This window comes from Microbacterium salsuginis, assembly GCF_012524205.1.
Classification (GTDB): Bacteria; Actinomycetota; Actinomycetes; order Actinomycetales; family Microbacteriaceae; genus Microbacterium; species Microbacterium salsuginis.
On the sequence record NZ_JABACI010000002.1, the window covers coordinates 438,171 to 456,536 of the forward strand.

Sequence of the window (18,366 nt, forward strand, 5' to 3'; positions counted from 1 at the left end):
GCGCGCTTTCTGAACATGTTCAATACTCGGCCTTGCAGGTCCGGTTTCGACCCGCGGACCCACCGACCGGCGTCAGTCGAGGAACAGGGCGCGCAGCCGCTTCGTCGTGAAGACCAGGCCCACCGCGATCATGACGAGGTAGTAGAGCACGTGCCAGAGCATGTCGGGAGACAGGATGCCGGTGGTGAGCCCCCGCACCAGTTCGACGCCGTGCCACAGCGGGAACGCCATGATGATGGACTGCACCCAGTCGGGATAGATCGAGATCGGGTACAGCGTCGCCGAGAACAGGAACATCGGCAGCAGCACGAAATTGATCCAGTCCATGTGCTGGAACGTCTTCATGTAGCTCGTGACGGCCATCCCGAGACTCGCGAAGCCGAAGGCGATGAGCAGCACGGCGGGGATCGCGAGGATCGCCGTCCACGCCAGGTTCAGTCCCAGCAGCTGCATGATGATCATGAAGCCGGTCGCGTACAGCAGCCCGCGCAGCAGCGCGTAGAGGATCTCGCCCAGCGCCACGTCGAGCGGGCCGAGCGAGGTCGCGAGCATCCCCTCGTAGAGCTTGCCGTAGTTGAGCTTGAAGAAGACGTTCCAGGTCGAGTCGTAGATCGCGCCGTTCATCGCCGAGACGGCGAGCAGCGCGGGCGCGATGAAGGCGGCGTACGAGATCTCGACACCGCTGGAGGTCTGCACATCGCCGATGATCGCGCCGAGGCCGATCCCCATCGACGCCAGGTAGAACACCGGCTCGAAGAAGCCGGACAGCACGACCACCCAGCTCGAGGAGCGGGCCGCGATCAGACCGCGCTGCACGACCGACTGGGGGTTCCCTGCCCACAATGCGCGCACGCTGCCACTGCGGACCGCGGCATCCGTCATCGTCGTCATTTCGCGAGCCTCCTCTCGAAGAGGCGCCGCGCGATCATGAGACCGCCGACGGTGAGGACGAGGAGATACGCGATGTGCACCGTGAGCAGGAGCGGATCGATCTGCTTGCCATAGGTGACCACGCGCCCGAGCTCGGTCGCGTGCCACAGCGGCGAGATCCAGCCGATCCACTGCAGCCAGCCGATGTTGGCGAGCGGGTAGAACGTGCCCGAGAACAGGAACATCGGCATGAAGACGAACCGCTGCACGAGCGCGAACTGGCCCTTGTCGTCCTCGATCGTGGCAGCGTATGCCATCAGGGGAATGCCGAACGAGAGTCCGGCGAGCAGGCCGATGAAGACCGACAGCCAGGCGGTCGACGGGACCAGTGCACCGGGCTGCAGGATCGCGAAGAACAGTGCGATGAACGCGAAGTACAGCACCACCGTGACGGCCATGCGCGCCCCTGCGCCCGCGACGACGCCGTTGGCGATCTGACTCGACGACAGCGGTGACGCGTTGAAGCCGTAGAAGTACCGGCGCCACTTGAAGCCGGCCATGACCGGGTAGGTGAATTCCTCGGACGCCACCGCGATGGCCGAGGTCATGAGCAGCGCGGGCGCGACGAAGACGAGGTACGGCACGGTCTGCCCGCCATCCTCGATCGGGGCGTCGATGATCGCCGCGAGGCCGACTGCGAGGCCGAGCAGGTAGAGCACGGGCTGCCCGAGCGCGCCGACGATGATCGTCCAGCCGTACGCCCGCATCGCGCGCACCATGTGCTCGGTGACGTACCAGGTGCCGCGCGAGCGCGGCTTGCGCCCCCACTCCATCGCCTCTGCGCGGAGTTCGTCCAGCGCCGGATCGGTTGCGACCGGCGAGCCCTCGGGATTCCCGGTCATTCGATCAGCGACCTTCCGGTCAGCCGCAGGAACACGTCCTCGAGGCTCGAACGGCGCACCAGGCTCGTGATGGGGTGAAGCCCGCGCTGGGTGACCTCTTCGAGCGCCGCCTCGCCGTTCTGAGCGTAGACGAGGACGCGATCGGGCAGCACCTCGACGCGATCGCCGATCCCCTCGAGCCGGCCGGCGACCTGCTGGTTGCGATCGGACCCGAAGCGCACCTCGAGCACCTCGCGGCTGGAGTGCTCGCGGATGAGCGAGGACGGGGTGCCCTCGGCCATGATGCGGCCCTTGTCGACGACGATGAGCCGGTCGCACAGCTGCTCGGCCTCGTCCATGTAGTGCGTCGTGAGCACGAGTGTCGTGCCCCGCTCCTTGAGGCGGAACAGCCGGTCCCACAGCACGTGCCGCGCCTGCGGGTCCAGACCCGTGGTCGGTTCGTCGAGCAGCAGGATGCGAGGGTCGTTGATGAGTCCTCGGGCGATCGTCAGCCGGCGCTTCATGCCGCCCGAGAGCTGATCGACCTTGCTCTTGGCCTTGTCTTCGAGCGCGGCGAACGCCAGCAGCTCGTCAGCCTTCTGCGCGCAAACCTTGCCCGGCAGACCGAAGTAGCGCCCGTAGATGTAGAGGTTCTCGCGAGCGTTCAGCTCGCCGTCGAGGTTGTCCTGCTGCGGCACCACGCCCAGCCGAGAGCGGATCTCGGGGCCGTGCTGGTCGGGGTCGAGCCCCAGAATCGACAGGTCGCCGCCGGTGCGCGTCGACACGGCGCCGATCATCTTCATGGTCGTGGACTTGCCGGCGCCGTTGGGCCCGAGCAGGCCGAAGGACTCGCCCGGAGCCACCTCGAACGACAGTCCGTCCACCGCGAGGAAATCGGGCTTGCCCTTCACCTTGTAGGCCTTGACGAGGTTGTTCGCTGCGATCACGGGGGCGGGCACCGGACTACCCTAGCGCCGGTCCCCGACACCGCGACGCGCTCGTCACCCCCGTTCGTTCGTCACCTGTGCACGCGAATCCGGCCCATCGGCGTACACAGGTGACGAACGAACAGAGGTTTGGCGGCGGAAGGGTGGCGTCAACGGTGGTTGACATTCGAGGATGACGTCAACTATGGTTGACGGACGGATGCCGGTGAGTGAGGCGTCCGCGAGAGCCAGGGAGGTGGGCGATGAGCGGTGACGACATCCGCACGCTGATCGGGGCGGCGCCCGAGCGGGAGCCGCTCGCGGAGCTTCACCGCCTTGCCGAGGTCCGTCGCGAGCTCGCCCGCGCCGAGGAGGTACAGGTGCGCAAGGCGCGCAACGTGGGCTTCTCATGGCAGGCGATCGCCAGCGCCCTCGGAGTGAGCCGACAGGCCGTCCACAAGAAGTACGGTCGTAAGTGACCCCCACGCACGAACGAGGTACACCCATGCCCTCCGCCGAACTCGACGAAGCCATCGAACCCGACACCACTCAGCCGTCGGCCCCCGCGAAGGGACGAGGCATCCGCAACCGTCGCGGCAAAGCCGACGACGGACCGCGCGCCAGCTTCGGACAGCTGCTGCCGTTCATCTTCGAGCACAAGGGCACCCTCGTCGCGGTCGCGGTGCTCAGCGTGCTGGGTGCCGTTGCGACCCTGGTGCAGCCGCTGCTCGTCGGTCAGGTCATCGAGCGCGTACAGAACAACCTCGACCTCGGACTCCTCGTGTGGGCCCTGGTCGGGTTCGTGGTGGTCGGGTCGCTGATCTCGGGCTGGCAGCACTATCTCCTGCAGCGCACCGGCACGGCCGTGGTGTACTCGAGCCGTCGCAAGCTCATCGCGCGCATCCTCCACCTGCCGATCAGCGAGTTCGACGCACGCCGCACCGGCGACCTCGTCTCGCGGGTCGGCAGCGACACGACTCTCCTCTACGCCGCCCTGACGCAGGGGCTGGCCGATTCGATCGGCAACGCGCTCCTGTTCGTCGGCTCCCTGATCGCGATGGCCGTCATCGATCCGCTGCTCCTGGCGATCATCCTCGTGGTGATCGGCGTCTCGGTGCTCGGCGTCGTGGCGCTGAGCGGCCGCATCCGCACCGCGTCGACCGAGCAGCAGGAGAAGGTCGGCGAGCTCGCCTCGGGCGTGGAACGCGCCGTCGGGTCGATTCGCACCGTCCGCGCCGCGGGCGCCACCGACCGCGAGACCGAGGATGTCACCGCCCGCGCCGCGGACGCGTACCGGGTCGGCGTGCGCATCGCGAAGGTCTCGGCGCTCGTCGTGCCGATCGCCGGCATCGCGCTGCAGGTGTCGTTGCTGGTCGTGATCGGCCTCGGCGGGTTCCGTGTCGCGACAGGCGCGATCACGATCGCGAGCCTCGTGACGTTCATCATGTTCCTCTTCATGCTGATCGCCCCGCTCGGGTCGTTCTTCGGCGCGATCACCTCGGTGAATCAGGCCCTGGGTGCGCTCGGCCGCATCCAGGAGGTGCTCGACCTGCCGACCGAAGCGCAGGACGATGCGGCGATCGCCGCGAGCATCCGGTCTGCTGCGCCCGTCGCGGTGGCAGCGAGTCCGGCGTCAGCCGCCTCGGGTTCGGGCGAACCGGCCGCCGCGCCGGCACCGGCGATCGAGTTCCGCGACGTGCGCTTCCGCTACCCCGAGAATGTTGTCGCCGCGCGCCGCAAGGCCGCCGACGAGGCGCGCGCCGTCCTCGAGAACGCACACGTCGACACGTCGACCATCGACACCGTGGCGCTCGAGACTTCGGCGATCACCGCAGAGACCGAGGCAGAACCGGATGCCGCGGCAGCCGTCGTTCCCGATGGCGAGGTGCTGCGGGGCGTGTCGTTCACGGTGCCGCGGGGCGCGCGGGTCGCGCTCGTCGGCCCGTCCGGCGCGGGCAAGAGCACGACGCTCGCCCTCATCGAGCGGTTCTATGATCCGACCGGCGGAGAGATCCTCCTCGACGGCGCCGACGTGCGCACCCTCGACCGCGATCTGCTGCGCGCACAGCTGGGGTATGTGGAACAGGATGCCCCGACCCTGGCCGGCACCATCGGCGACAACTTGCGGCTGGCCTCGCCCGAGGCATCCGATGCCGAATGCGACGCCGTGCTGCGCGCCGTCAACCTGGGAGACGTGCTCGACCGCAACCCGCTGGGCCTCGACGCTCCGGTCGGCGAGAGCGGCGTGATGCTCTCGGGCGGCGAGCGGCAGCGCCTGGCGATCGCGCGGGCGCTGCTGGCCGCTCCCCCGATCCTGCTGCTGGACGAATCGACGTCGTCGCTCGACGGACTCAACGAGCAGCGCATGCGCGACGCGATCGACGCCGTCGCGGCCGGCCGGACGCTCATCGTCATCGCGCACCGCCTGTCGACGGTCGTCGACAGCGATCACATCGTCGTACTCGACCACGGCCGGGTCGTCGGGCAGGGCACGCACTCCGAACTCGTCGTCTCGACGCCGCTCTATCGTGACCTCGCGAAGCATCAGCTGCTGGTCTGACCCGCGCCCCTTCGCGTCGTCAGCGCAAGGCGACGGGGAACAGTTCGGTCCGGGCGATGACCCGTTCCCGTTCGTCGGCCAGCGCCGTGCGTCGCGGATCGGCCGTGTAGGCGTCCAGCGCCGCCTGATCCGGGATGCGATAGACCTGCGTCTCGATCGGCGTGCCGTCTCTGCCGTCGCCGATCGCGCGTGCGACCAGTTCGATGCCGTGCTCAGGCAGGAGTGCCAGCACGCGGTCCTCATACGCGACGAGGTCGGACTCGGTTCCGGGATGCGCCCACAGCAGGCAGCACAGCGTCAGTCCGTCCCTCATTCCGCCATCGTGCCACGCCGCTCGCCGGCCGCACGATGACGTCGTTCGCGAGAGGTCCCGTGCGTCAACGAATAGGCGCCCGGCCCCTCTGCCAAGAAGAGGGCCGGGCGCCGGTCAGGTGCTGCGCGTCAACCGCGCTGCAAGCGGTACCTCAGAGCGGCCAGCTCGGCCCACAGGGGGGCGGGGATGCGGCCGTCGAACGTGCGGTAGAACTCCTCGGTGAGATCGGCCTCGCGCAGCCACGAGTCGCGGTCGATCGCGAACAGCTCGGCGAGATCGTCCTGGCTGACCTCGATGCCCTCGAGGTCGAGGTCGTCGGTGCGCGGAAGACGCCCGATCGGGCTGTCGACAGCGGGAGCCTCGCCCTCGATGCGGCGGATGATCCAGTCGATCACGCGCGAGTTCTCACCGAAGCCGGGCCACAGGAAGCGCCCGTCCGCGCCCTTGCGAAACCAGTTCACCTGGAACACGCGCGGCGCGCGGTCGAACCGCAGCTTCTGCCCGATCTTGAGCCAGTGACCGAAGTAGTCGGCCATGTTGTAGCCGCAGAAGGGCAGCATCGCGAACGGGTCTCGGCGAAGCTCGCCGACCGTGCCCTCGGCGGCCGCGGTGCGTTCGGACGAGACGTTCGAGCCCATGAACACGCCGTGCGTCCAGTCAGTCGCCTCGACCACCAGGGGCATGTTCGTGGCGCGACGCCCGCCGAAGAGGATCGCGTCGAGCGGCACGCCCTGCGGGGCCTCCCAGTCGTCGGCGATCTGCGGGCACTGGGCCGCCGAGACCGTGAAGCGCGAGTTCGGGTGGGCGGCCGGACGACCGGATGCCGGGGTCCACGGCTTGCCCTCCCAGTCGATGAGCTCCGCCGGCGGCTCGTCGGTGAGACCCTCCCACCACACGTCGCCGTCGGGCCGCAGCGCGACGTTCGTGAAGATCGTGTTGCCCCACAGTGTCTCGACCGCCGTGACATTCGTGGACTCGCCGGTGCCCGGCGCGACGCCGAAGAACCCGGCCTCGGGGTTGATGGCCCACAGACGGCCGTCCTCACCCGGGCGCAGCCACGCGATGTCATCGCCGAGCGTCTCGACGCGCCAGCCGGGGATCGTCGGCCGCAGCATCGCGAGGTTGGTCTTTCCGCACGCCGACGGGAACGCCGCGGCGAGGTGGTACGCGCGACCAGCGGGGTCGATGACGCGGATGAGCAGCATGTGCTCGGCGAGCCACCCCTCGTTGCGGCCGATCACCGAGGCGATCCGCAGGGCGAAGCACTTCTTCGCCAGGATGGCGTTGCCGCCGTAGCCCGAGCCGTACGACCAGACCTCGAGCGTGTCGGGGAAGTGGACGATGTACTTCTCGTCGTTGCAGGGCCACGGAACGTCCGTCTCTCCGGGGGCGAGAGGCGCACCGACGGAGTGCACCGTCTTGACCCAGTGGGCGCCCCCGGCGATCTCGCGCAGCACCTCGGTGCCCACGCGGGTCATGATGCCGATCGAGGTGACCGCGTACGCGCTGTCGGTGACCTGCACGCCGATGTGCGAAAGCGGTCCGCCGACGGGTCCCATCGAGAAGGGCACGACGTACATCGTGCGGCCGCGCATCGATCCCTCGAAGAGCGGGGTGATCGTGGCGCGGATCTCGTCGGGCGCGATCCAGTTGTTGGTCGGGCCGGCGTCCTCCTCGCGCTCCGAGGCGATGAAGGTTCGCGCCTCGGTGCGGGCGACGTCGCTGGGGTGCGAGCGGGCGAGGTACGAACCGGGCCGCCACTCGGGGTTGAGCTTGATGAGCTTGCCCTCGTCGACCATCTCGCGCAGCAGGGCATCGTTCTCGGCTCGCGAGCCGTCGACCCAGTGGACACGGTCGGGCTGGGTGAGAGCGGCGATCTCGTCGACCCAGGCGTGCAGGGCGACCATGCCCTCGCCCTGGATGGTCGGCACCTCGCCGTAGCGTCGCGCGACGGTGGGGCGGGACGAGGCAGAACCTTCGTTACGGGTGAAGATGTCGGCAAGCGCCATGGTCGCTCCTCTTCGATTCGACGTGTCAGATTCGGTGTCTTCCTCCACTTTCCTCGCAGATGGGTGCCTCTTCCGAGCATCGGGCACGTCAAAAGTTGCGATTCTTTCGCTATCATCAAGGAATGCCGCCCACCCCGCTCGAACTGACCACTCTGGGTCACCGCATCCGTCATCAGCGGCTCGCCCACGGCTACACGCTGGACGAGCTGGGCGCCAAGGTCGGTGTGGCGGGCAGTCAGCTGAGTCTCATAGAGAACGGCAAGCGCGAGCCCAAGCTCTCACTCCTGCAGGCCATCGCGCACGCCACCGGCGCCGAGGTCGCGGAGCTTCTCTCGAACGAGCCGCCCAACCGGCGCGCGGCCCTCGAGATCGAGCTCGAGCGGGCGCAGTCGAGCTCGGTGTTCCGCCAGCTCGGCATCGCGCCGGTCAAGGTCACCAAGGGCATGCCGGACGAGACGATCGAGTCGATCCTCGGGCTGCATCGCGAGCTGCAGCGACGCGAGCGGGAGGCGATCGCGACGCCCGAGGAGGCGAGGCGCGCCAACACCGAGCTGCGCCTGAAGATGCGCGAACTCGACAACTACCTGCCCGAGATCGAGAAGCTCGCCGAGAAGCAGCTCAAGTCGGCCGGTCACGTCTCGGGGGCGCTCACGCACCGCACCGTGAGCATCATGGCCGAGAAGCTCGGGTTCGAGCTGATCTACGCCAACGATCTGCCCCACTCGACCCGGTCGGTCACCGACCTCGAGCATGGCCGGATCTATCTGCCCCCGGCATCCATTCCCGGCGGGCACGGCCTGCGATCGATGGCGCTGCAGGCGATGGCGCACCGTCTGCTCGGGCACAAGCGGCCCACCGACTACGCCGACTTCCTTCAGCAGCGTCTCGAGATCAACTACTACGCGGCGTGCTGCCTCATGCCCGAGACGGCGTCCGTGGCGTTCCTGCAGCAGGCGAAGAAGGACCGCAATCTCGCTGTCGAGGACTTCCGTGATGCGTTCGGCGTCACGCACGAAGCGGCCGGCATGCGCCTGACCAATCTCGCGACCAGGCATCTCGGCATCCGGCTGCACTTCCTGCGCGTCGATGGATCCGGCGCGATCACGCGCGTCTACGAGAACGACGACCTGCCACTGCCGATGGATGTCACCGGCGCGGTCGACGGGCAGGCCGCGTGCCGCAAGTTCTCGGCGCGTGCGGCGTTCGCCGAGCAGAACCGCACCACCGAGCACTACCAGTACACCGACACCCCGGCCGGGACGTACTGGTGCTCGACTCAGACGGGCACGACCTCGGCCGGCGAGTTCTCGATCACCGTCGGGGTGCCGTTCGACGATGCCCGGTGGTTCCGCGGACGCGAGACGCAGAAGCGCGCGACCTCGACGTGTCCCGATGAGTCATGCTGCCGGCGCGCGCCCGCCGACGTCGCGGAACGGTGGTCGGGCAAGGCCTGGCCGAGCGCGCGCGTGCACATGCAGATGTTCTCGCCGCTCCCCCGGGGCGCGTTCCCCGGAGTGGACGACAACGAGGTCTACGACTTCCTCGACCGCCACGCCTGAGGATCTTCGCCCCGCCTGCGTTGCGAAAACACCAGTCGGTGACGTCGACACGCCGGTGACGGATGCCGCGCCCCGGCGTGTCACGTGACGGACTGGTGTTTTCGCAAGGAGGGGTGACGGGCTAGGCGGTAATGAAGTCGCGGTAGCGGTCGAGCGCGGCGGTGATCTCGGCATCCGTCGCAGCCCCCGGCGTGAACAACTCGGGCACCGGGTCGAGGGCGTGCCGCCCCACAGCGACCGAATGCGTCCACACGCCCACGACCTCGCCGCGCGCGACGAGGATCGGCCGCACGATGCCGTTCATGCTCGGGCCGATCGCCTTCAGGAACTCCGGTGCGCACGGCACCGTGCGGTCGATGTACGACAGGTAATACTCCTCGAACGGAGGCAGCGCGACGACCTGGGGTGCATCCGCGGAGAGCGGAGGCGGCGCGGCGCTGACCACATACTGCGGTTCGGGCTCGTCGGCGACGAGTGTGAGGCGGTCGGATGCCGCTTCCGCTGCGCTTCGCGCGACCCCGAGCGGCAACGCCGACCACCATGCGAAGTCGCGCGGACCCGCGGGACCATGCGACGCGATGTAGCGGACGAACATCTCGGCATGCGGATCGGCCGGGGCCGCGGCATCCGTGATCCATTCCTCGGTCAGCACGATGTACTGCTCGCGCGTGGGGCCGTTGTCGCGAGGCACGACCGGCCCTTGACACACGAGCCCGCGCAGCGAGAGGTGCACCAGCACGTGGTAGCCGCGCTGACCGGCGGTCGAGACTCCGGCTGCCTCGAGCACCTCGAAGAGCTCCTTGCGGGTGAGCCGGTTGCCGCCCGTGAGGGCCGCGCGCACTGCCGCTTCGGCCCGAGCGACCTCGGCCTCATCGATGCCTTCGCGCCGATGGACCGCCGCAGCCTGACGCAGCTGCCGCTCCCCTGTGATGGACAGCACCCATGCGAGGTCTTCGGCCGGGATCGCATGGATCGTGCCGCGCATCGTCCATGAGCGCACGACCTCGCCGCGGTCCAGCGTGGCATCGACATCGCGGATCGTCGTTCTGCCGCGGGTGCGAGCAGCGAGCGCCCAGCGGCCTCCCCAGAACTCCTGAGCCTGAGTCGCCAGCATGTGGCGAGCGGCATCGGCGACCGTCGCGGCAGGAGAGCTCAGCCGATGCGACCGAAGTCGCGTGGCGCGCAAGGCCGGGTCTGACCCGCGGCCCTCGGGTGCAGCGCGAGACGCGTCGGGAGAAGGCGTGGGGACCATGCGCCCATCATGGCGCAGCTCGCCGACGGCGTGCAGATCAGCGCTCGCCGGTGTCGCGCGCGTCGTCAGGTGGCGGTGCCTGTTCGTCCTCCTCGGGCTCGAACGTCGACGGCTCTCCCGTGTAACCGGCGGCGACGCCGTCCGGGTCGTCCGGAATCGTGCCGTCGGGTCCGAGCCCTCCTGCCTTCGAGCCGCCGTCGGTCGTGGGCTGGTCTGGGTCGCGATCCATGCGCTGCTCCGTTCGTCGTGCTCGCAACCTACGTCGTGCGACGGCGGAACGGAGCCCGCTTGACAACGCCCGATGACGCCCGCTTCAGCGCCGTCGGCTCCACGCGACGCCGGCGAGGCAGAGGATGCCGCCGATGATGCCGAGGAGCGTGGGGAGTTCGCCCAGCAGCAGCCAGGCCAGCAGGACGACGATCGCGGGCACCGCGAGCGTCGCCGACGCGGTCGCGCCGGCGGTGCCCCGCTGCAGAACGCGCGCCCACAGCAGGAAGGCGACGGCGGAGGGGAAGACGCCGAGGTAGACGGCGGCGACGACGGCGGTCGCGGGCGCCTGCGTCAGCTCGCCGGCCAGTCCGGGGAGGAACGGCAGCAGCGCGATCGCGCCGACCGCGCAGCCCACCCAGGTGGCGCTCAGCGCATTCGTCGTGCGGAGGGCGACCTTCTGCACCAGCACGCCGCTCGCATAGAGGACGGCGGCGAGAAGGCCGAGCGCAATGCCCAGCGGGTCGCTGTGGGCGCCCACCCCGCCCGCCGCGATGAGAACGACGCCGACGAAGGCGACGCCGATTCCCCAGATCAGCGGCCTGGGGAAGCCCTCCTTGAAGACGACTCCCGCCACACCTGCCACGATCAGCGGCGCGATGTTGACGAGCATCGCGGCTGTCCCGGCATCGAGATGCCGTTCGGCGAGATTGAGCACGAGGGTGTATCCGCCGAACCAGAGCAGGCCGTACACGATGACGAGGACCAGTGAGCGGCCCCTCGGCAGCGGCGGGCGGCGCCAGATCGCGACGCCGACGAGCACGACCGTGGCCGTGAACTGCCGCGCGAACGCGAGGGAACCGGGCGAGAGGTCGTCGCCCACCCAGCGGATCGCGACGAAGGCCGAGGCCCACAGGACGAGGACGATCGCGGTGGCCGCGGGGATCGTCCAGTCTCGGCGGGGGCTTCCGTCCGCGAGGGGGACGTCGACTCGCGTCGGCGGAAGCGCAGAAGAGACCATGGAACCACCTTGGTTCCGGCATCCGTTCAGAACAAGTGAATGTTTCTTCCGCTCCATTCAGCGTCACTGTATGGTTTTCGAATGGTCGATCTGCAGCGCCTTCGAGTCCTCCGTGCGGTGGTTCAGGCCGGATCCATCAACCGCGCCGCCGCGCGTTTGGGATACACGCCGTCAGCCGTCAGTCAGCAGGTCAGCGCGCTCCAGCGCGAAACCGGGCTCACCCTGATCGAGCGACATGGTCGCGGCATCGTCCCGACCGCCGCCGGTCGGGCGGTCGCGGATCGCGCGGGACGCGTGCTCGAGCAGCTCACCGATCTGGACGCGCTCACCGAGGACCTGAAGGCAGGCCGAAGCGGCACGCTCCGCATCGAGTGCTTCATGTCGGCCAATCGCGCCTGGATGCCCGACGTGGTCGCCTCGCTCGACGAGTTCAGCGATCTTCGCATCGAGATCGGGCTCGCCGAACTGAAGGGGCAGCGCTCGATCGATCCCGACCTGCAGCTCTACATCGCGGAATCCGTGACTGCGGGGCACAATCCGTCCGCTGGTGACGGAGAGGCCGACGGCTACATGGTCGAGCACCTCCTCACCGAGGGATACCTCGCGGTGATCTCGAGCGACCACCGGCTCGCTCAGCGGCCTGCTCTGTCGATCCGCGACCTGATCGACGAGGCGTGGATCGACAACGACCACGCGCGCGGACCCTGTCGCGAGATCGTGCTCGTCGCGTGCCGCGAGGCCGGCTTCCGTCCGAGGTTCAAGGTGGCCGCGCCCGACTACGCGACCGCCTTCGACTATGTCGCGGCCGGACTAGGGGTCACCGTCGTTCCGCGACTAGGGGCCTACCTTCTCCCCCAGGGCACCGTGGCGGTGCCGATGAGCGATGCGGGCTTGCGTCGGCGGATCATGCTCAGGTTCAAGCGGTCGATGCGCACGCATCCTGCCGTCGAACGTGCGACGGCCATCCTCCGCCGCCACGCCGCAGAGGCGGCCGCCCTCTCGACCGCACCGGCCTGAGCAGGGCGGGCACTCGCATCCGTCAGACGGATGCGCGGTGACGGAGCGCCCGGACGTAGCGGCGGCGCGCGATGCTCTGCGCCACGAGGAGCGCGGGGTAGAGCGCCCGCCAGGGTTGGCCGCTCGCCGGCCGGGTGAGCGAACGGATGGTCAGCAAGACCGTAGCGCCGTCACGATGCACGATGAACGCCTCTTCGCCCGAGATCGGGTGGCCGGCGAGCGTCCGGTACGCGAAGCCGACACGGTCTGGCGTGTCGACGACATCGACCACCTCGACGGGTTCTCGGATCGAGAGGCCGAACGGATGCGCCAGGATGATCGGCCGGCTCCCCCGGCGCACCGTCGTGGCCGGCGTGACGGAGAAGCCACTGCGGGTCTTGACACCCCAGCGCAGCACCTCGGAGGCCGCCCAGCGCCACACGCCATCGCTGGTCCCGAGAACAGCGGTCCGCTCCCAGCGCCGGAATCCGCGCGCCTCCCCGCGCCACACCGGGTCGCCCGGACGCGTCAGCGACTCCCCCTCAGCTTCCGTCACGGCTCGATCTTCGCATCCGGTCCCCTTGGCGGCTCCTGCGTAGTCTCGACGTGGAGGGGCGCGATGGCGACGAGATCTTCCGCTACGTCGGCGACTTCACTTACGATGTGCGGCCCGCATCCACTGCATGACGACCGATGATTGTCGCGGTCGCGTCTGAGGACAGCAAGAATCGGAGGATGCGGCAGGGGGCGGTGGGCCATATACGGCTCGTGGAGCGTGCGGGCCAGACCCTCGTCGAGAAGCGAATGACGGATGCCGCGCGCCACGACACCGAACTCCTCGCGCTGACGGCGGTGGCCGATGTCGACCTGCCGACCCCCACGATCGTCGAGGCGAGCGCGGGATCGATCCTCATGACGCGCGTGCCTGGCGAGCGCCTCGATAGCCTGAACGGCGACGAACGGCTGGCCGGGCTCAGCGCGTCGGGATCGCTGCTCCGCCGGCTGCATACGATGGTGCCCCCGCCCGACGGTCTCCCGACCGCACCCGACGACGCGCTCATCGTCCGCCGCTACCGGGATGCTGGCGGGCCGCGTTTGCCGTTCATGACACCGCCTGCCGAGCACCCGGTGTTCTGCCACGGTGATTGGACCGACGCCAACCTGCTCGCGACGGGCGGCGTCATCACCGGAATCGTCGATTGGGAGCGAGCCCACGTGGGCGACCCGATGAGGGAGCTCTCGCGTGCGGCGTGGGCTGCGTCACGCAAGGACCCGAGATCGGTTGATCGCCTCGTCACCGCCTACGGCGCGGACCCGCAACGGGTGAAGGAGTGGTTCCCGATTCACGCCGCCGAACTCTGGCTATGGTTCTCCGAAGCTGGACCGCCCGAGTTTCTCACCGAGCTCACCGCGCAGCTGGAGAACTGGTCGCACATGTGAAGGTTTCGGTTCGGCGCAGAAATGGGTGCCCGAACCCTGGCGAAGAGCGCGAGGCGGAGGCATCCGGCAATCAATGACCGTTCTGCCGCGTCCCTGGATGCTCCTCCACATCGACGAGCCAGCCGGCATATGAGCGTCTCCGGCGCTCGAGCGGAGGGTCGGGGTCGGCGAGGAGCGCCCGAGGTTCGTCGGGCACGGCCGGGGGCAGCCGAACCCCAGCCGCGGGCACGAGAACTGCCGAGTCCGGCACCGGCTCGGCCTCGATCACGTATCGGGACGGGCGCGACCCCGCGACGACCCCGTTCCCCAGATCACGCGTCACCGTCGGCCACTCCTCGCCGTCGGGCGGCATGACCGCGTCCAGCGGCGCGCCGTGGCCGGGGCGGCGCAGCGACCGACGCTCCACGAACTCGCGCGTGACCGCGTGAATGGCTGTCACGCGCCCGCGCACCCGATCAGGGAAGTCCTCCTCGTGGTGCGACTCGACCGCGTCGACAGTGCCGACGAGCGACGGACCGAGCGTTTCGCTCAGGCGAGAAGCCACGTCCCGCGTCGCGATGCCGAAGTCGACGTCATCCCCCACCACGAAAGCGTCACCGCAGCAGGCCCACTCCCAATCCGTCAGCCACACGCGGGTCATGTGCTCACGCTACCGAGCGCGAGGACACCCTCCCGGCTTGGTCGCGTCAGAACGGGTTCGCGGTGAGCGTGTACTTCGTCTGAAGGTACTCGTGGATGCCCTCGGCGCCGCCCTCGCGGCCCAGGCCCGACATCTTCCAGCCGCCGAACGGGGCGGCGGCGTTCGAGACGACACCGACGTTGAGGCCCATCATGCCGGTCTCGAGCCGCTCGATCATGCGCTGACCGCGCGAGAGGCTCTCGGTGAACACGTACGACACGAGGCCGTACTCGGTGTCGTTGGCGAGGCGCACGGCGTCGTCCTCGGTGTCGAACGGGATGATCGCGAGAACCGGTCCGAAGATCTCCTCGCGCAGGATGTCCGACCCCGGCTGCACGTCGGTGATCACGGTCGGCTCGTAGAACGTGCCGGGGCCGTCCAGCGCGTTGCCGCCGGTGGCGAGGGACGCGCCGCGGGCGACCGCATCCTGAACCAGCGTCGACGCCTTCTCGACCGCACGATCGTCGATGAGCGGTCCGATCGCGACACCCTCCTCGGTCCCACGGCCGATCTTCATGCCCTTCACCCGCTCGGTGACCCGGCGGGCGAACTCATCGGCCACCGACCGCTGCACGATGAACCGGTTCGCGGCCGTGCAGGCCTGCCCGATGTTGCGGAACTTCGCCAGCATGGCACCGTCGACCGCCTTGTCGAGGTCGGCGTCGTCGAACACCACGAACGGGGCGTTGCCGCCGAGTTCCATCGAGGTGCGCAGTACGCCCTGCGCCGCCTGCTCCAGCAGTCGCTGCCCGACCTGAGTAGAACCCGTGAACGACAGCTTGCGCAGCCGCCGGTCGCGGATGATCGGCTCCGACACGGCGCCCGACGTCGACGTCGTGAACACGTTCACCACGCCCTTGGGCAGCCCCGCGTCCTCGAGCAGCTTCGCGAACGCGAGTGTCGTGAGCGGCGTCAGCTCGGCCGGCTTGATGACCACCGTGCAGCCCGCGGCGAGCGCGGGCGCGATCTTGCGGGTCGCCATCGCCAGCGGAAAGTTCCACGGCGTGATCAAGAAGCAGGGACCGACCGGATGCTGCGACACGATCATGCGACCGGTGCCCTCGGGGTTCGCGCCGTACCGGCCCTGCACCCGCGCCGTCTCTTCGCTGAACCACCGCAGGAACTCGCCGCCGTACGCGACCTCGCCCCGCGCCTCAGCCAGCGGCTTGCCCATCTCGATCGTCATCAGCAGCGCGAAGTCCTCCTTGCGCTCCTGCAGCAGGTCGAACGCACGCCGCAGGATCTCGGCCCGCTCCCGCGCCGGCGTCGCCGCCCAGGCGGGGAAGGCCTCGACCGCTGCGTCGAGCGCAGCCTTGCCGTCTTCGGGCGACGCGTTGGCGATCTCTTTCACGACCTCGCCATTGGACGGGTCGTACACCTTGAGCGTCTTGCCACCGGATGCCGGCAGCCATTCTCCGCCGATGAACAGCCCATCGGGAACGGACGCCAGCAGCTCGGTCTCACGGTTGTCGGTCACGGGGACTCCCTCGTCGGTTCCGGATGCCGCGGCCCGCGGCATCCCGTCAATCGCTGTCTTTCGGCCAATTCTGCCGCCCGAAGCGGCGCAGTCACATGTACTCCGCGTACAGCACGCGCTCGTCTTTCGCCCGGCTGTACCTCACCACCCGAGTGCGGAAACACCAGTCGGTGACACCGACACGCCGGTGACGGATGCCACCGCTCGGCGTGTCGCGTGACGGGCTGGTGTTTTCGCACCCATGACACGGGGATCGAGGTCAGCCCGCCACGGCGGCGGAGGTGTGCTGGAGCAGGAACGTCTGTGCGAGGAAGCCCGACAGCTCCTCGGTCGCGGCCAGTGGGAAGATGCCGGCGACGTACTGGTCGGGCCGGACGACCACGACGACGCCGTCGCGCGAGACCCCGCGCTCCGCGAAGATGTCGGCCTCGCTCCACGCGCTGGGCGCAGCGGCATAGACCTTCTCCCAATCGGTGAGGCCGAGCGGTCCGGTCTTGGGCAGGAAGACCTCCGGCACCTGCGCGATGTCGACGTCTTCGTAGCGCTGCTGATAGATCGCCTTGACGTCGAACACGGCATCGACGTCGGCGCCGGCGGGCGTGAACCGTGCGATCGGCGCGTCGGCCGACAGCATCCATTCCGCCCATCGTGACAGCGCCGACGACTCCCCCGCAGCCGGGGCATCGGCGAACGCGTAGATGCGCCACCGCCCGTCGGCCTTGGCATGATGCCCCAGGTGCACGACGTTGCCGTCGCACACGCGCACCACCTCGACCGACTTGAAGCGCTTGCCCAGCGGGAAGCCCTCCGCGAGCGCCTGGTGCGCAGCATCCGTCACGATCATCGACGGGCCGTACTGCGTCATGAATCCGGACGGGAACTCGGCCGTCGCGAGATAGTACGTCGCGAGGTCCTGCGGGTCGGAGATCTCTTCGGGTTTGCGCGCCATCAGCGCCGACCATTCGCGGTCGAAGTCGATCAGCTGCTGGGCGACCGGCTGCCGCTCGGCCGAGTACGTCGACAGCAGTGTCGCGGGGCTCAGGCCGGACAGGACGTGCCCGAGCTTCCAGCCCAGGTTGAAGCCGTCCTGCATCGAGACGTTCATGCCCTGACCGGCCTTTGCGCTGTGCGTGTGGCACGCATCGCCCGCCAGGAAGACGCGAGGATCGTGGCCCTGATCCACGTCGACGTCGTCGAACTTGTCGGTGACGCGGTGCCCGACCTCGTAGACGCTGTGCCATGCCACCTGCTTCACGTCGAGCGTGTACGGATGCAGGATCTCGTTGGCCCGGCGGATGATCTCGTCGATCGGGGTCTGACGCACGCGGTGCTCGTCGTTCTCGGGCACTTCGCCGAGATCGATGTACATGCGGCTGAGGTAGCCGCCCTCACGCGGGATGTGGAGGATGTTGCCGGCGGCGGAGTTGATCGCGCACTTGGTGCGCCAGTCGGGAAAGTCGGTGTTGACCAGCACATCCATGACACCCCACGCGTGGGAGGCGAACTGCCCCACGTGCTTGCGGCCGATCGCCTCGCGCACGCCGCTGCGCGCGCCGTCGCAGCCGACGACGTACCTGGCGCGCACGGTCTGCTCCTGGCCGGCACGCTCGCCGGCCGTGTGACGCACGCGCACCTCGACGGGATACTCCCCATCGTCCTGGAGCGTGAGCCCGACGAACTCGACGCCGTAGTCCGGCGTGATCCGGCCGGGCCCGTACGCCGCGGCCTCGGCGAAGTAGTCGAGCACGCGCGCCTGGTTGACGATGAGGTGCGGGAACTCGCTGATCTTGAACGCGTAGTCCTCGGTGCGCGCGGTGCGGATGATGTTGCGCGGGTTCTCGGGGTCAGGACCCCAGAAGTTCATGTAAGCGATGTTGTACGCCTCGGCGATGATTCGCTCGGCGAAGCCGAAGGCCTGGAACGTCTCGACGCTGCGCGGCTGGATGCCGTCGGCCTGGCCGAGCACGAGCCGGCCGTCTCGTCGCTCGATGACCCGGGTCGTGACGCCGGGGAACTGCGACAGCTGAGCGGCGAGCAGCATGCCGGCCGGACCCGAGCCGACGATGAGGACGTCGATCTCGTCCGGGAGTTCCACCGGACGATCGATGCCGGTCCCGGCCGCGTCCTGGATGCGCGGCTCGCCCGACACATACCCGTGGTGGTGGAACTGCATGAG

General features: G+C 68.9%; 17 protein-coding genes. 5 read left to right on the forward strand and 12 right to left on the reverse strand.

What is annotated here, in order from left to right; all coding sequences use genetic code 11:
* Positions 1 to 72: 72 nt before the first annotated feature.
* From HF576_RS09115 to HF576_RS09125, 3 genes are read right to left on the reverse strand one after another with little or no spacing between them, the layout of a single operon-like run.
* Positions 73 to 891 (reverse strand): ABC transporter permease, encoded by an 819-nt coding sequence (locus tag HF576_RS09115; RefSeq protein ID WP_168912480.1) that lies wholly within the window; start codon positions 889 to 891, stop codon positions 73 to 75.
* Positions 888 to 1,772 carry an ABC transporter permease gene (locus HF576_RS09120; protein ID WP_168912481.1) on the reverse strand — a complete coding sequence of 295 codons (885 nt, stop codon included), beginning with the start codon at positions 1,770 to 1,772 and terminating at the stop codon, positions 888 to 890. The genes HF576_RS09115 and HF576_RS09120 overlap by 4 nt, the downstream gene beginning before the upstream one ends.
* Positions 1,769 to 2,710, reverse strand: a complete 942-nt coding sequence (locus HF576_RS09125) for an ATP-binding cassette domain-containing protein (protein ID WP_168912482.1) — start codon at positions 2,708 to 2,710, stop codon at positions 1,769 to 1,771. Before HF576_RS09125 ends, HF576_RS09120 begins: the two co-directional genes overlap by 4 nt.
* A gap of 230 nt (positions 2,711 to 2,940) precedes the next feature.
* Between HF576_RS09125 and HF576_RS09130 the strand changes: the two genes are divergently transcribed.
* Positions 2,941 to 3,156, forward strand: a complete 216-nt coding sequence (locus tag HF576_RS09130; RefSeq protein WP_168912483.1) for an AsnC family protein — start codon at positions 2,941 to 2,943, stop codon at positions 3,154 to 3,156.
* A gap of 26 nt (positions 3,157 to 3,182) precedes the next feature.
* Positions 3,183 to 5,237, forward strand: coding sequence for an ABC transporter ATP-binding protein (locus tag HF576_RS09135; RefSeq protein WP_168912484.1), 2,055 nt, complete (start codon positions 3,183 to 3,185; stop codon positions 5,235 to 5,237).
* A 19-nt stretch (positions 5,238 to 5,256) separates the two neighbouring features.
* Here the strand turns inward: HF576_RS09135 and HF576_RS09140 are convergent, their stop codons facing one another.
* Together HF576_RS09140 and HF576_RS09145 are read right to left on the reverse strand one after the other, a co-directional pair.
* Positions 5,257 to 5,550, reverse strand: a complete 294-nt coding sequence (locus HF576_RS09140; protein WP_168912485.1) for a hypothetical protein — start codon at positions 5,548 to 5,550, stop codon at positions 5,257 to 5,259.
* Between the two features lie 128 nt (positions 5,551 to 5,678).
* Positions 5,679 to 7,559 (reverse strand): phosphoenolpyruvate carboxykinase (GTP), encoded by a 1,881-nt coding sequence (locus HF576_RS09145; RefSeq protein ID WP_168912486.1) that lies wholly within the window; start codon positions 7,557 to 7,559, stop codon positions 5,679 to 5,681.
* 122 nt (positions 7,560 to 7,681) lie between these two features.
* Here HF576_RS09145 and HF576_RS09150 point away from each other — a divergent pair, with 122 nt between their 5' ends.
* Entirely contained in the window at positions 7,682 to 9,118 is a 1,437-nt protein-coding gene (locus HF576_RS09150) for an XRE family transcriptional regulator (protein ID WP_168912487.1), read from the forward strand.
* Positions 9,119 to 9,239: 121 nt separating this feature from the next.
* Here the strand turns inward: HF576_RS09150 and HF576_RS09155 are convergent, their stop codons facing one another.
* The 3 genes from HF576_RS09155 to HF576_RS09165 all read right to left on the reverse strand — a co-directional run bounded on the left by HF576_RS09155 (position 9,240) and on the right by HF576_RS09165 (position 11,598).
* Complete coding sequence (locus tag HF576_RS09155; RefSeq protein ID WP_168912488.1) at positions 9,240 to 10,370, reverse strand: winged helix DNA-binding domain-containing protein; 1,131 nt, start codon at positions 10,368 to 10,370, stop codon at positions 9,240 to 9,242.
* A gap of 37 nt (positions 10,371 to 10,407) precedes the next feature.
* On the reverse strand, positions 10,408 to 10,599 hold the full coding sequence (locus tag HF576_RS09160) for a hypothetical protein (RefSeq protein ID WP_168912489.1): 192 nt from the start codon (positions 10,597 to 10,599) through the stop codon (positions 10,408 to 10,410).
* An 84-nt stretch (positions 10,600 to 10,683) separates the two neighbouring features.
* Entirely contained in the window at positions 10,684 to 11,598 is a 915-nt protein-coding gene (locus tag HF576_RS09165) for a DMT family transporter (protein ID WP_168912490.1), read from the reverse strand.
* An 81-nt stretch (positions 11,599 to 11,679) separates the two neighbouring features.
* Between HF576_RS09165 and HF576_RS09170 the strand changes: the two genes are divergently transcribed.
* A complete protein-coding gene (locus HF576_RS09170; RefSeq protein ID WP_168912491.1) occupies positions 11,680 to 12,615 on the forward strand; it encodes a LysR family transcriptional regulator in 936 nt (311 codons plus the stop codon).
* A gap of 22 nt (positions 12,616 to 12,637) precedes the next feature.
* Here the strand turns inward: HF576_RS09170 and HF576_RS09175 are convergent, their stop codons facing one another.
* A complete protein-coding gene (locus tag HF576_RS09175; RefSeq protein WP_168912492.1) occupies positions 12,638 to 13,150 on the reverse strand; it encodes a DUF1990 family protein in 513 nt (170 codons plus the stop codon).
* A 179-nt stretch (positions 13,151 to 13,329) separates the two neighbouring features.
* On the opposite strand from HF576_RS09175, the gene HF576_RS09180 reads away from it, so the two are divergent.
* Positions 13,330 to 14,034 (forward strand): phosphotransferase family protein, encoded by a 705-nt coding sequence (locus HF576_RS09180; protein WP_168912493.1) that lies wholly within the window; start codon positions 13,330 to 13,332, stop codon positions 14,032 to 14,034.
* A gap of 70 nt (positions 14,035 to 14,104) precedes the next feature.
* On the opposite strand, the gene HF576_RS09185 is transcribed toward HF576_RS09180, so the two are convergent.
* From HF576_RS09185 to HF576_RS09195, 3 genes are all read right to left on the reverse strand, one after another.
* A complete protein-coding gene (locus HF576_RS09185) occupies positions 14,105 to 14,674 on the reverse strand; it encodes a DUF6578 domain-containing protein (RefSeq protein WP_168912494.1) in 570 nt (189 codons plus the stop codon).
* Between the two features lie 46 nt (positions 14,675 to 14,720).
* Positions 14,721 to 16,232, reverse strand: coding sequence for an NAD-dependent succinate-semialdehyde dehydrogenase (locus HF576_RS09190; protein WP_168912495.1), 1,512 nt, complete (start codon positions 16,230 to 16,232; stop codon positions 14,721 to 14,723).
* A 217-nt stretch (positions 16,233 to 16,449) separates the two neighbouring features.
* Positions 16,450 to 18,363, reverse strand: a complete 1,914-nt coding sequence (locus HF576_RS09195; protein WP_168912776.1) for an FAD-binding monooxygenase — start codon at positions 18,361 to 18,363, stop codon at positions 16,450 to 16,452.
* Between the last annotated feature and the right edge of the window lie 3 nt (positions 18,364 to 18,366).